We start from the raw sequence: 13,814 nt of genomic DNA, 5'->3' as shown, positions 1-13,814 counted from the left end.
TCAACGATTTGATATTAGATTATCCCAATAAAGGCTTGAAAAACTTCATTCCCCAAAAATCGACCATTGTGTGTTAAAAAGACTGAGCTATTGTCTTCACCCAAAAGTCCTTTCTCTTTGTATTCTTGAATAGGTTCTCCAAATACATCTTTTAATTCTCGATTGAATTTTTTCTTAAACTCCTCTTTTGAGACTCCCTTCGTTTTACGAAGGCCCAAAAACATTTCTTCTTCCATTTTTTCAGCCTCGGTCACGCTCACTTCATTGAGATATGCATTTCCGTTTTGCTTGACCGAATCAATGTACTTTTTTAATGGTCCAATATTTGCTCGTCTTATTCCGTCTATATAGCTATGTGCGCCTGCGCCAATTCCGTAATAATCGTCGTTGTTCCAATATGTTAAATTATGAATACTCTCGTAGCCTGGCTTTGCGAAATTACTGATTTCATATTGATGAAAACCTTGTTTGTCCATTTCTTTCATGAGCAGCTCATACATAGCTGCTTCTTCTTCTTGAGCAGGCAGAGGCAGCTTCCCTTTGTTCATTAAATTATAAAATACCGTTTTAGGTTCAATAATCAACGAATAGGCAGACATATGCTCTACCTCTAATGAAAAAGCCGTTTGAAGCGTCGAAGAGAAATCAGCTACCGTTTGCTCCGGCAGGCTATAAATTAAGTCTAAGCTTATATTCGACATTCCAATCTTTCTCGCTTGCTCAACACAATCAAATACCTGTCTGTTTGAATGCACACGTCCAATTTTCTCCAATAATCTTTCATTAAACGTTTGTACACCAATGCTTAAACGATTCACGCCATAATCATGGAGAAGCTGAAGCTTTTCTTTTGTCAATTCATTCGGATTCGCTTCAAATGTAAACTCACCTTTTTCGTCATAAGGGAGGTACATACGAATCGATTCTAAAAAATACTCCAGCTGCTGTTCATCTAAGGCTGTGGGCGTTCCACCCCCAACGAATATCGTGTTTAAATTGGTCGTTGGATAACGTTCGACTGTTTGTTTCATTTCTTCTCGCATGCTTTCCAAATACGGCATAACGGGCTGATTTTTGAAAAACACTTTATTAAAGTCACAATAGTGACAAATATGATGACAAAACGGGATATGCAGATATGCTGCCTTCACCATGGACTTCCACCTCAATCACATTTATAAATGATAAAAATACCGCAGAGTCTCTCTGCGGTATTTTTATCTATGTTTGTTCACACTTATTTACAGCGCTCAAAACTCTTTACTATCGTATCAGATTAGCTTGATTTTCAAAACTAATTTGACATGTTAAATAATAGAATTTCAGCTATTAATCTTCGTCCATGCGAAGCACAGCCATGAATGCTTCCTGCGGTACTTCAACAGAACCGACCTGCTTCATACGTTTTTTACCTTCTTTTTGTTTTTCAAGAAGTTTACGTTTACGAGAGATATCTCCTCCGTAACATTTTGCTAAAACGTTTTTACGAATGGCTTTAATTGTTGAGCGCGCGACGATTTTTTGACCGATTGCCGCTTGAATAGGCACTTCGAACTGTTGACGTGGAATAAGCTCTTTAAGCTTTTCTACAATGACTTTACCACGATCGTACGCCGAATCTCTGTGTACGATAAAGGACAGTGCATCGACCGTTTCACCGTTTAAGAGAATATCCATCTTCACAAGCTTCGAAGGCTGATATCCAATAAGCTCGTAATCAAACGAAGCATAGCCTTTTGTATTTGATTTTAATTGATCAAAGAAATCATATACAATTTCAGCCAGTGGAATTTCATATACAATACTCACGCGATTAGCATCCAAGTACTGCATATCGATAAAGTTGCCTCGCTTCTTCTGACAAAGCTCCATCACAGCACCTACATAATCGTTTGGTACCATCATCGTTGCCTTTACATACGGTTCTTCCACACGTTCAATCTTTTGTGGGTCCGGCATATTAGACGGATTATCTACAGACAGATGAGTCTCGTCTGTTAAATACACGTCATAAATAACGCTTGGAGCTGTTGTAATTAAATCAATTTTAAATTCGCGTTCAATACGCTCTTGGATAATTTCCATGTGAAGCAACCCTAAGAATCCACAGCGGAAACCAAACCCTAAGGCCTGAGACGTCTCTGGTTCAAACTGAAGTGCAGAGTCATTTAGCTCTAACTTTTCTAGTGCTTCACGAAGATCGTTATACTTTGCTGTATCAATTGGATACAGTCCGCAGTATACCATTGGATTCAGACGACGATAACCAGGAAGAGGTTCACTTGCTCCATTTTTAGCAAGTGTAATCGTGTCCCCTACTCGCGTATCTCCAACGTTTTTAATAGCTGCTGTTAAAAACCCTACGTCGCCAACAGAAAGTTCATCTTTAGCAACGGCTTTTGGCGTTAACACACCTAGCTCCGTTACCTCAAACTCTTTTCCTGTTGCCATCATTTTAATTTTGTCGCCTACTTTTACTCGTCCCTGTACGATACGAATAGATGCAACTACACCTCTGTATGCATCATAAAATGAATCAAAGATCAGCGCTTGAAGCGGTGCATCTGGATCCCCTTCAGGAGCAGGAACTTTTTCAACAATTTGTTCTAAAATTTCTTCGATACCAATTCCTGCTTTAGCTGAAGCTAATACAGCTTCCGACGCATCTAATCCAATTACGTCTTCAACTTCTTGACGCACTCGCTCTGGCTCTGCACTCGGCAAGTCAATCTTATTAATAACAGGTAAAATTTCAAGGTTGTTATCAAGTGCTAAATACACGTTTGCTAGTGTTTGAGCTTCAATACCTTGAGCTGCATCTACTACTAGAATTGCACCTTCACACGCGGCTAAACTTCGCGACACTTCATATGTAAAATCGACGTGTCCCGGTGTATCAATTAGATGAAAAGTATACTCTTCTCCATCTTTTGCTTTGTATTGAAGCTGCACAGCATTTAATTTAATGGTAATTCCACGTTCACGTTCCAAATCCATCGAATCTAAAAGCTGAGCTTTCATTTCTCGCTGTGTTAACGCATTTGTTTTTTCTAAAATACGGTCTGCTAATGTTGACTTACCGTGGTCTATATGAGCAATAATCGAAAAGTTTCTGATTTTCGATTGTCGTTTCAATCTTGCTTCTCTATCCATATTTTTTTCACTCCTACTGAAAATCGGCAAAATACACTAAATTAAATTATAACAACACATTCGTCAACATTCAATAAGCATTCCATTGGGGATTTTTCCATACAAAAAAGCAGAAAGAGATTCTGCTTTTAATTAAGGAGATGATGGATAGCCTTAAAAGCTTTTCCTATTGTACTTTTCACGCCTTCCGCTAAACTTTGACCTAGCGAGGAGAAAAAGTTAAAAGCCTTTCGTTTTTCTAGAAACTGCTGTTTTTCGTCAATATTCACGACTTTTTTTGAACCTAAAACAGCCGCTTCCACCTGACCATCTGACGTTTTAGAAACATTAATAACATGTTCAATCGAAGGATCATTATATCCCTTCATTTTAATCAACCCTTGCTGAGCCGTCTGCATCCCTAAAAATACAATGCACAGTAAAAAAATGGCTAGCACTACTGATTTTAAAGTAAATTTAATCATATTATTAGGCCCCTTACTTCTTTATCTTCTGTAGTACTAACCATTATGACTATATTGTGAAGAACTCATTCATCTAAAAGCGTATTAATGAGTATATGCTCCAAAGTTCTCTTGATCCACTTCATGATGCAAAGCAGCGTTAAGTCCTCCTGCAACTACATTAGCCATATCTTCAATAAACATATCCACTTCTTTTGGCGTAACCATCAAATTATGGCCTAAAGGTGCAAGCACTTCATGAATAAGACGTCTTTTTTCTTCATCGGGAAGGGTGCCAATCATACCGAGATACGTTTGACGCTGCTCTTCATTAGGTAAATCATCCTCCGTGAGCTTCTTTTTTTCTCCAAACGTCATACCAGACGGAAGCAGCGACTTAGACGGCTTTCCCTGCTCTTTCATTTCTCGGCCAAAATGTTTTAAGATAAAGTCAATTGTATCGCTTGTAATGGAAACAGCATCCACCACCGTTGGAATACCTATTGCAATAACTGGAATGCCAAGTGTTTCATAACTGATTTCTTTGCGTTTGTTTCCAACCCCAGACCCCGGATGAATACCTGAATCTGAAATTTGAATGGTCGCATTTACCCGTTCAATCGAACGAGCGGCCAGCGCGTCGATTGCAATGATAAAATTTGGATTCACTTTCTTTACAACGCCAAAGATAATATCACTTGTCTCAATACCCGTCATTCCCATTACTCCCGGGACAATGGCGCTAACGGGTCTAAAGCCATCTTGCACGCTTTCAGGCTGTAGCTCAAACAGATGTCTTGTAATCAACAAATTATCTACTGCCTTTGGTCCAAGCGCATCTGGTGTAACACTTAAGTTTCCAAGACCCACTACAAGACAGCTAGCATCATCTGGAATGTTGAGGCTTTTAATAAAAAAATTCAGCTCTTTAGCAAATACTTCTTCCATGGCCTCTTGCTTTTCAGTATCCTGCTCGCGAATGCCTACCGATTCAAGGGTTACATATCGGCCTTTTTTCTTACCGATTGCTTCTGCGCCTTCTTCCGTAATTTCTACCATTGAAATTTTGACACCTTGTTCTTCTTTTTCTTTTACAATTACGCCTTTGATTTCTGACTGATTATTCGGTTTAGGCTGATTTTCTAACGCTATGTCTTTTGCTTCGACAGCTAAATCCGTGCGCACGCTATATTGACTTAAATCAAGTTCTTTTTCCATTTCTTAACCTCCTAGACAATCTTTGTTGAAATTATTGTCACCGAGGACTGGCAGATTCATGCATTTAAGAAATGAAAAGTGGAAGGAAGGGCGCAATATCAGCTACAAGCTTTTAAAGAGAGCTCTGTCATATAAAATTCCTTGTCAAGGCTATTGCATTCTGTCCTTGTGTTTGATAAAATATCTTTTGTTCTTATTGTGAAGAATGTCGAGTTCTATATAATCTCGATTGTTATCATTTCGGGAGGTGAAACGGATGCCAAACATTAAATCAGCTATCAAACGTGTAAAAACTACTGAAGCTCGCCGTGCTCATAACATTCAAGCTAAATCAGCTATGCGTACTGCAATCAAAAACTTTGAAGCTTTAGTTGAAAACAACGATGTAGATAACGCAAAAGCAGCATTTGCTGTTGCTTCTAAAAAATTAGACAAAGCTGCACAATCTGGTATTATCCACAAAAATGCTGCAGCTCGTCAAAAATCTCGCTTAGCAGTAAAACTTAACGGTTTATCTGCATAATTGAGACAAAAACGATCCCATTAGGATCGTTTTTTTATTGCGCTCTTTTTAATAAAAACAGCTGTAAAATAAGCGCTTTATCCATTTTCCCCGTCTTCATTTCATAATCTGCCTCTGCTAAATCCTTTAAAATTTCTTTAAGCTGCTGTTCCTCAAAACTTCTGCTCTGCTGCAAAGCAATTTTCACACGAAACGGATGAACCTTAATCGTTTGAGCAATTTGCTGCTGACCGTACCCTTGACTAGACAGCTGCTTCGTATGATAAATCAAACGAAACTGCGTCGCTAACAAAGATAAAATTTTAATAGGCTCTTCGTTATTACGCAGTAAATCCTGATACATATTTAAAGCAGTAGAAACCTTTCGCTGAATAACAGCGTCAATAAGTGTAAATACATTTTGTTCAAGCGTTTTTGCCACAAGCTTAAGCACAACTTCTTTTGTAATGACTCCGTCTTGTCCAACGTATAACACCATTTTTTCAATTTCATTTGTCACAAGCGTTACATTAAGACCCACAAGCTGAATAAGCAGCGTCACAGCATCTTCATCCATATTCACTCCATCTTTTGAAAGTAAATTATGAATCCACTGCTTCATTTCTTTTTCACCAAATTCGTTCGCTTCAATGTAAGCTGCTTGTTTTTTTAATAATTTTGTTATTTTTTTTCTTTCATCCAGCTTTTCATAAGGGGCTAGTAGAATTAACGTTGAAAAAGACGGGGGCTGTTCCACATATTGCTGCAGTTTTGCTAGATCATGCTCTACTTTATCTTTCGATTTTTCAGCCGTTAAAAATGCTGCATTTTTCGCAACCACTACACGCTTGTCTCCTAAAAAAGGAAGCGTTTCAGCATCTTCTAGAACTTGATCAATCGATGTTTCTTCTAAATCGTATAGTGACAAGTTAAATTCTTTATCTTCTTCATTTAACGTATAGTCGACGATTTTATCTCTAATCTTTTTACTCATAAATGCATTGACCCCGTGTATTAAGTAAACGGGGGCTATATTATTTTTGGTAATACTTTTTAAGCTATCAACTGCCAACGTATATACGCTCCTCTTTTTTATTCATCTATATTGATTATGTATAGTTACTGATAAACAAAATACAATTTCTATCGTAAAGGTGTTATGAGTTTTTGGCAACAATACAAAAGGAATTGCCTTAAAACGACAATTCCTCAGTTTATGATAAACATTAACAATATAAGCCCTAGGTTACTTATTTGTTAATGATTAAACCCTTATCTCTATTTTCTCCTCATGTCCATAAAGTATAGTTGTTAACTGTTGTCAGTTTGTGAAAACGCTTTTAAATTGTCTAGATTTTTAAAAAAAGTTAGATTATACTGTAAACAGGAGGGGTGTTAATGAACCAATTTGAAGAAAGTGTCCAAAGTAAACGCAACGACGCTGTCGATTCTGCCGTAGGATTTGGTGTTTCATTTGGCTTTTTCACTGCCTTATTTGTTATTGCAACTGTGATTCACTACTTGGGTTCGTAAAATTGCTTCAAGGCTGCTTCTTAGCAGTCTTTTTTAGTTCGTTTTTCTTACTATAGACTATGGAAGTTGCTGCGAAAACGTTCCTGACTTTTTTGTAAATTCATACATTACCCCACCATCTTCATCCGTTCGATAAATATACACTCCGTAGCTTTTCAGAAGCTCTAATATTTCTTGATGAGGATGACCATAACGATTTTTTTGTCCCGCTGAAACAAGCGCTACTTTAGGATTTAAATGTTGAACAAACTCTTCTGAAGTTGAAGTTTTACTGCCATGATGCCCAACTTTTAATACATCTGCTTTAAGGTTTGGAAAGTCTTTCAATATTCTTTGTTCTCCTTCCCTTTCTAAATCTCCGGTGAATAGCCATCTTAAATTTCCTAACTTAGCGTCTATTACAATTGAGCCGTTGTTGCTCGTTTCTTCGAAACCTGTCGGAGAAATAATCTGAAATAACACACCTCCTTCTTGCCAGCTATCTCCTTGTTGAACAATTTGAACAGGCACGCTTTGTTTTTGAGCAGCGATCACCAAGCCAGTCTCTACATCATTTAATTCAGCTTTTTTCCCAAGCACCAGCTCTCCGACAGCCACTTGTGAAAATAAATGCTGTGCCGCCCCTGCGTGATCATAATCGCCGTGTGTAATAATCATTTTATCTACCCTTGTTATTCCTTTTGAATGCAAAAAGGGAACAAGTACATCTTCTCCCACGTCAAAAGAAGAACGACGTTTTTGCCATGGTTCTTTTGGAAATGAAACGGTTCCTCCGGTATCGATCATATACACACCTTTTCGATAAGGAAGCTCAATGATAAAGCAGTCTCCTTGTCCTACATCGACCATTATGACCGTTCCTTTTGGATTCAAATAAGGATACATACATTGTGCGGCTAACAATGCCACGAGAAGAAACATATAGCGAACGAAAAATTCTCCTTCTTCGACCGCCACAAATAAAGCATAAATGCATAAGTACATGCCCAAAAACAGCACAATGTGGGGTTTTCCCGTTACAAAATCAGCGGGAATCCACTCAAAAAAGCCAAGCAATTTTTCACAAAAAAGTAAAAGAACATGAAGAATCTGCTCCAGCAGTTCACTCACTCCCGGCAAGAGGATACGAACAAAAAGAATGAACAAACAAAGAGGTAATATAACAAGAGAAAACAGCGGTACAAAAACCATATTTAATGGCAAACTGAGGAGAGATACTCCATAAAAATAGTACAACAATAAAGGAAGTGAACTGACTTGTGCAATTACTGAAACAACCATGAGCTGGCTGAAAGAAGAATGAAAACGAGGTAAAATCGTCTGACTCGATAAAATCAATGCAAAACTAACGGCAAAAGAAAGCTGAAATCCTACATCAAATAAATAGTACGGCTTAAAAAGCAGCATGGCTATAAAAGCAAGGCTGATGCTATCAACCAAAAGAATTTTTCTTTGTATCTTTATCGATATAAGCATCAGCATACTCATAAAAACAGCTCGGACAACTGAAGCGCTGCCACCAGCCAAAACCATGTATACAGGAAGAAGCACAAGTAAAAGCGTAATGGCTCGCTCGCGCGTTATTCCAATCCGAATGAGCAAATAAAAACACATTGCTGTCAGCAGTCCAACATGAAGACCTGATATGGCAAGCAAGTGTATTAAACCAAATTGCTGATAGCGCTTGATACTCTCTTCTTCGATGCCGGTGCGCTCGCCGTAAATTAGTGCCTGCATAAACCCAGCACCTGGATCCGACATATTTTGTTGAATATAATTAATTCCTTTTTGACGAATAAAGGTAAGGTACGTAAGTGGAGTTAGAGTGGGGAGCTGGCATTTTACCAAATCAAGTCTCTTGACGTTAAGCTGCCAATGAATAGACTGATGGTACAAATATTGCTGATAATCAAATGCATGAAGGTTGCGAGCAGGTGAAGGAGAAGTTAATTGCCCCGCTAGTTGACAAACTTGATGAATCGTTAGCTTTTCGAGCTGCTGTTTCTCTTCCAACGTTTTTAGTTTATAAAAAGCCATGACCTCTTCATTTTGAACCGTAAACTTAAAAGTAAGCTTGTCGCCGTCACTATGCGGCACAGATGAAATTTCGCCTGTAAAAGAAGAAGATTCAGTTAAAAGAACCGTTTTGTTATGCTTATTTGTTTCAGCTAATAGGCAGACGCACAAAACACTCAACAGTGCAGAAGTAATAACCACTTTCCTCGGACATTGTAGCCATTGAAAAATGAAAAGCACGATTAGCAAAAACAGGCTTACAGCGGAATGATTATCATATACATATAAAGCTATCATCATGCTAAAAGCACAGTAAATATAATATCCTTTCACTTTTAGCTCCTTTCTTCTTAAAAGAAAGAGGCTTCTTACTGTTACTAAGTAAAAAACCTCTTTTACCTTTAATTTGCAGTAAACAAAGCGAGAGCTTCACGCTGTAAATTCATCACTTCTGCTTCGTCCGCTCCGCTTTTTTCTAAACGAGCGAGAACATCCGTCACAAATTGAAGCTTCTCTTTACTTTTTAAGTCAATGATTGCTTCATCAAGTTCAACTTTTGCTGTTTTCACTCCCGCCTGTTGAAATAACTCAACAGCATACGGATGATTTTTGTAATCATTAGCGTAATATACTGTTTTAATTCCCGCTTGAATAAGGGCTTTACAGCAGTTTAAACACGGAAAATGCGTGACGTATACTTCCGCATCTTCTGTTTTCACACCAAACTTAGCACACTGCAAGAGTGCATTCACTTCTGCATGAACAGTTCTTACACAGTGTCCATCAATCACATAACAGCCTTCGTCAGCACAATGCACGCCTCCGCTGATCGAGCCGTTGTATCCTCCAGCTATAATACGTTTATCACGCACCACTGTAGCCCCAACAGCCAGACGTTCACAAGTGCTTCTTAAGGCTAGCAAATGGCTTTGTGCCATAAAATATTGATCCCATGAAATCCGGTTCATCTCATTCCCTACCTTTTTATTTAAAACTGAATAATTATAATTATACTTGTCTCTTTCATAGTGTAGCGTTTCTTTTCCTTCTTCGTCAATAAGTCTCTACTGTACCGTAATTTGAGCTTTGATTTTTTCTAGCGACTTCTCGCCAATACCTGATACTTGCCCCAAATCCTCTACTGTTTGAAACAAGCCATTTTCCTCTCGATATGAAACGATGGCACTCGCTTTTGAAGGTCCAATGCCATTTAGCGTTTGCAGTTCATCAGTGTTCGCTGTATTGATATTAACAAGGGGCTGATCATTTGAAGTTCCTGAGGAAGAGATTGAAGAAACTGGAGATGAAGGCGGGATTTCTTCTCCAGCAGCTGGGATGTAAACAGCCATTTCATCTTGTAGCTTGCTAGCTAAGTTGAGCTGTCTTAAGTCTGCTTCTTTTGTAGCGCCTCCGGCTTGTGCTAGAGCATCTTTTACCCTTGCATCTTTCGGAAGCTGGTATACACCGGGCTTCTGAACAGCTCCTTTAATATCCACCATAACAAACGGAGAATCTTGGCTCGAAATTACTTGATCAGACGACTCTCCTTCTTTTTTTACAGCAGAAGATTCTGCCTTTATCATATCTGAGGTTTGAAGAGAACTTTCCGGTTTCTCTCCGCCTGTGCGATAGATATAAAAAGCCAAGCCAACTGCTAAGCAAATACACCCAATTAGCCATTGTTTTTTTGAAAAAGTCAAATTGTACACTCCTTTGAATTTTGAAGTAACGTCATAAATTCCATTACGTCTTCATAGTGTTTAGAAGAAAAGGCTTTTGAAGGAGGGAATGAATCAGTGAACATAGGGTTTATCGGAACAGGAAACATGGGGAAAATATTAATTGATGCGTTTATTGAATCAAAAGCCGTACGTCCTTCTAAAATTACTATTATGAATCGCACAAAAAAAAGAGCCAAAGAGATTCAACAGCAGCATAAAAAAATTCATGTTGCTGATACAGCTGAAGAAGTTGTTCACGCATCCAAAGTCATTTTTATTTGTGTTAAGCCATTGGATATTCACCCCCTTTTAATAAAATTAGAACCACTGCTGACGAAAGATCATTGCATTGTATCCATTACCAGTCCAATTAGCGTAGAACAAATCGAACGCCTCATTCCGAGTCAAGCAGCTAGAATTATCCCCAGCATTACCAATCGGGCATTAGCAGGTGTTTCTCTTTTCACGTTTGGAGAAAGGTGTACGCCTTTTTACCAAAATTATTTACATGAATTATTTTCATCTATGTCAAAGCCTGTGGCTATTGATCAAACGATTACGCGCGTATCATCCGATATCGTAAGCTGCGGTCCTGCATTCTTCAGCTTTTTGCTTCAACGCTTTATTGATGCAGCAGTTCAAGAAACAAATATTTCTGAAGAAGAAGCTACCGTCATGGCCAGTGATATGATTATTGGAATGGGAAAACTGTTGGAAAAAGAAATATTTACGCTTCCTACCTTGCAGGATAAAGTATGCGTAAAAGGCGGTGTAACCGGAGAAGGTATTAAAGTTTTAGAAGCTGAACTCGGAGAGATGTTTGTGCACGTATTTCAAAAAACACATGAAAAATTTGACGAAGACATTGAGCTTGTTCACAAGCAGTTTGATAGTCTTATTCCATAATTTCTGTAGAAATCCTGCTTTGAAACAAAAAAAGAAGCCTCTACTCGGCTTCTTTTTTTTGCGCAGAGAAAAAGATGCGCTCACTGTTTGAAGTAGGCTCACTCATTTTGAAATCTGCACTTACTTCTATATTTATAAAACCAGCTTCGCTCAGCCATGATTGATAATGGTCAATCGACCAAGTGCGCTGAGCATGCACCTCATCAAAGCGATGATATGCATCCATTTCTTCATCATAAGCAAAAAACGTAATATCATGCTCTACGCGCGTGTCTGTATCGTCATAGGTGCAGTTCCAAATATATGACACGTCTTCATCTACGTAAGAAAAAGATTGATTTCCAAATACGTCTTTCATCTTGTGCACTGAATGAACATCAAATATAAAGAGCCCACCTGGTTTTAAGTGCTTATATACACGTTGAATGGTTTCTTGAACTTCTTTATCACTTTGCAAATAGTTCAAAGAATCACAAAAGATTACTACACAGTCGAACTCTTTCAATAACTCAAGTTCCGCCATGTTTTGCTGAAAAAGAGATAGCGTTAACCCTGCTTCTGCCGCCTTTTCCTGGGCTACCATAAGCATATCATCAGACAAATCAACGCCTACTACGGAGAAACCTTCTTGTGCAAATCGAACGGAGAGTTCTCCCGTGCCGCAGGCAAGGTCTAATATACTGTCAGGCTTTGTTTTCGCTTTTGCCACCTGCTGATTAAAAAATTCAGCCCAATCGTCATACGGAACGTCTGCCATTAGCTGATCATATACGTAGGCAAATTCTCCGTACCTGCTCATAGCTGTAGCTCTTCTGAACTTACAAATGGTGCATCTCCCCATAAGCGTTCTAAGTTATAATATCCGCGCTCATCTTTATGGAAAATGTGAACCACAACATCTCCAAGATCAACAAGAACCCACTTAGCCTGCTCAAATCCTTCTAAACGCTTCACAGAAATGCCTTGTTCGTGTGCTTTTTCTTTAATTTCACGAGCGATTGCCTGCACTTGTTTATCTGAGTTACCGTGACAAATAACAAAATAATCTGCCACAAGTGAGATTCCTTCCATATTTAACGCTACGATATCGATTGCTTTTTTATCGTCTGCTGCTTCTACAACAAGAGATAGCAATTCACGTTCAGTCATGTGTTTGACCTCCTAAGATTAAATCATTATATGTCATCATCGTATCGGGATAAACGGCCTGATGTTTAGTCATTAAAAAAGAAATGGTGTTTTTCAGTGATTGAATAAGTGCTGCATTTAAGTCCGTTTTAGCTAACTCCCGCACTTCATCAACACCTGGAAATCTCCTTCCGGGTTCAATGTAATCAGCAACGTACACAATTTTTTCAAGTAACGTCATGCCAGGTCTTCCAGATGTATGGTAAGCAATCGCATCCAATACTTCCTTATCCGTAATCCCTACTTCATTTCTCACTAAAAACGCGCCTACTGGAGCATGCCATAATTCTGTATTGTATTCCAATAAAGAAGGGCTCATGTTTTGATCAATAATAATTTGCTTCATCTCTTCCTTTGGACGAAACTTGGCGTAGTCATGAAAAATAGCAGCCAATTCTGCTTTTTTTTCGTCTGCTTCAAAACGCTTAGCTAATTCAATTGCTGTTTCCATTACCCCGACAGTATGAATATAACGGCGTTCTGTTAACTGTTTCTTTACGATTTCTAATGCCTCAGTTCGATTCATATAATTGATTCTCCTCGATATATTGTTTAACACCAGCAGGTATAAAATAACGAATGGTTTCTTTCTTTACTACTCGTTCGCGAATAAAGGAAGAGGAGACATCAAACTGCGGAACTTCTACTTCTTTTATCGGGTAAGGGGACGTAATGGTATACCCCGGGCGTTTTACACCTACAAATGTAACCAAATTGACTAATTCATCAATTTCATACCACTTCGGCAAATATTCTACCATATCAGCACCAACGATGAAATGAAACTGATATGTTGGATATTTCTCCGTTAGTATTCTCATCGTATCATATGTATATGAAGGCTCTTTGCGCTCAAATTCGATGGGCTGCAGGGTAAATTGATCATGTTCTTCAATAGCTAGCTTTAGCATGTGTAAACGATGATATGGCTCAATAGGCTCTTTGATTGTTTTATGAGGTGGAATATACGACGGCATGAACCATATCTCATCTAATTTCAAGGCATGCAAAACCTCATTTGCCATCATTAAATGCCCCAAATGAGGCGGATTGAATGTTCCACCTAAAATTCCAATACTCTTCAACAATCCCCGACTCCTTTAATTTACTTCATTTTTAAATAGAGCGGGTTTC

15 protein-coding genes are annotated in these 13,814 nt (G+C 38.5%); 3 read left to right on the top strand and 12 right to left on the bottom strand.

The genetic code is table 11. The features are described 5' to 3' along the window. Positions 1-14 precede the first annotated feature (14 nt). From hemW to gpr, 4 genes are all read right to left on the bottom strand, one after another. Positions 15-1,154 (bottom strand): radical SAM family heme chaperone HemW, encoded by a 1,140-nt coding sequence (gene hemW, locus AC1DEF_RS01680; protein WP_097824613.1) that lies wholly within the window; start codon positions 1,152-1,154, stop codon positions 15-17. Positions 1,155-1,329: 175 nt separating this feature from the next. Next, complete coding sequence (lepA, locus tag AC1DEF_RS01675) at positions 1,330-3,153, bottom strand: translation elongation factor 4 (protein WP_013059246.1); 1,824 nt, start codon at positions 3,151-3,153, stop codon at positions 1,330-1,332. 128 nt (positions 3,154-3,281) lie between these two features. Further along, positions 3,282-3,617, bottom strand: coding sequence for a DUF3679 domain-containing protein (locus tag AC1DEF_RS01670; RefSeq protein WP_097824614.1), 336 nt, complete (start codon positions 3,615-3,617; stop codon positions 3,282-3,284). A gap of 84 nt (positions 3,618-3,701) precedes the next feature. Continuing rightward, the gene (gpr, locus tag AC1DEF_RS01665; RefSeq protein WP_043976177.1) at positions 3,702-4,814 is read right to left on the bottom strand and encodes a GPR endopeptidase; all 1,113 of its coding nucleotides are present in this window, start codon (positions 4,812-4,814) and stop codon (positions 3,702-3,704) included. A 256-nt stretch (positions 4,815-5,070) separates the two neighbouring features. Between gpr and rpsT the strand changes: the two genes are divergently transcribed. Continuing rightward, positions 5,071-5,337, top strand: coding sequence for a 30S ribosomal protein S20 (gene rpsT / locus AC1DEF_RS01660; RefSeq protein WP_013059249.1), 267 nt, complete (start codon positions 5,071-5,073; stop codon positions 5,335-5,337). Between the two features lie 34 nt (positions 5,338-5,371). On the opposite strand, the gene holA is transcribed toward rpsT, so the two are convergent. Further along, positions 5,372-6,388, bottom strand: a complete 1,017-nt coding sequence (gene holA, locus AC1DEF_RS01655) for a DNA polymerase III subunit delta (protein WP_013059250.1) — start codon at positions 6,386-6,388, stop codon at positions 5,372-5,374. 326 nt (positions 6,389-6,714) lie between these two features. Here holA and AC1DEF_RS01650 point away from each other — a divergent pair, with 326 nt between their 5' ends. Beyond that, complete coding sequence (locus AC1DEF_RS01650) at positions 6,715-6,849, top strand: YqzM family protein (protein ID WP_013059251.1); 135 nt, start codon at positions 6,715-6,717, stop codon at positions 6,847-6,849. A 57-nt stretch (positions 6,850-6,906) separates the two neighbouring features. On the opposite strand, the gene AC1DEF_RS01645 is transcribed toward AC1DEF_RS01650, so the two are convergent. From AC1DEF_RS01645 to AC1DEF_RS01635, 3 genes are all read right to left on the bottom strand, one after another. Next, positions 6,907-9,165, bottom strand: coding sequence for a DNA internalization-related competence protein ComEC/Rec2 (locus tag AC1DEF_RS01645; protein ID WP_477727294.1), 2,259 nt, complete (start codon positions 9,163-9,165; stop codon positions 6,907-6,909). 101 nt (positions 9,166-9,266) lie between these two features. Further along, complete coding sequence (locus AC1DEF_RS01640) at positions 9,267-9,833, bottom strand: ComE operon protein 2 (protein WP_025750557.1); 567 nt, start codon at positions 9,831-9,833, stop codon at positions 9,267-9,269. A 96-nt stretch (positions 9,834-9,929) separates the two neighbouring features. Then, positions 9,930-10,565 carry a helix-hairpin-helix domain-containing protein gene (locus AC1DEF_RS01635; protein ID WP_043976171.1) on the bottom strand — a complete coding sequence of 212 codons (636 nt, stop codon included), beginning with the start codon at positions 10,563-10,565 and terminating at the stop codon, positions 9,930-9,932. A gap of 96 nt (positions 10,566-10,661) precedes the next feature. Here AC1DEF_RS01635 and comER point away from each other — a divergent pair, with 96 nt between their 5' ends. Then, the gene (comER, locus tag AC1DEF_RS01630) at positions 10,662-11,492 is read left to right on the top strand and encodes a late competence protein ComER (RefSeq protein ID WP_097824616.1); all 831 of its coding nucleotides are present in this window, start codon (positions 10,662-10,664) and stop codon (positions 11,490-11,492) included. A 40-nt stretch (positions 11,493-11,532) separates the two neighbouring features. Here the strand turns inward: comER and AC1DEF_RS01625 are convergent, their stop codons facing one another. From AC1DEF_RS01625 to AC1DEF_RS01610, 4 genes are read right to left on the bottom strand one after another with little or no spacing between them, the layout of a single operon-like run. Further along, on the bottom strand, positions 11,533-12,291 hold the full coding sequence (locus AC1DEF_RS01625) for a class I SAM-dependent DNA methyltransferase (RefSeq protein WP_043976170.1): 759 nt from the start codon (positions 12,289-12,291) through the stop codon (positions 11,533-11,535). Beyond that, a complete protein-coding gene (gene rsfS / locus AC1DEF_RS01620; RefSeq protein WP_013085071.1) occupies positions 12,288-12,641 on the bottom strand; it encodes a ribosome silencing factor in 354 nt (117 codons plus the stop codon). The genes AC1DEF_RS01625 and rsfS overlap by 4 nt, the downstream gene beginning before the upstream one ends. After that, on the bottom strand, positions 12,634-13,206 hold the full coding sequence (yqeK, locus tag AC1DEF_RS01615) for a bis(5'-nucleosyl)-tetraphosphatase (symmetrical) YqeK (RefSeq protein WP_034648849.1): 573 nt from the start codon (positions 13,204-13,206) through the stop codon (positions 12,634-12,636). Before yqeK ends, rsfS begins: the two co-directional genes overlap by 8 nt. Then, entirely contained in the window at positions 13,193-13,765 is a 573-nt protein-coding gene (locus AC1DEF_RS01610; protein ID WP_013085073.1) for a nicotinate-nucleotide adenylyltransferase, read from the bottom strand. The genes yqeK and AC1DEF_RS01610 overlap by 14 nt, the downstream gene beginning before the upstream one ends. Positions 13,766-13,814 lie beyond the last annotated feature (49 nt).

The sequence above is a fragment of the Priestia sp. 10L35 genome, assembly GCF_056395685.1.
This window is presented reverse-complemented; position numbering and strand designations above follow the sequence as displayed.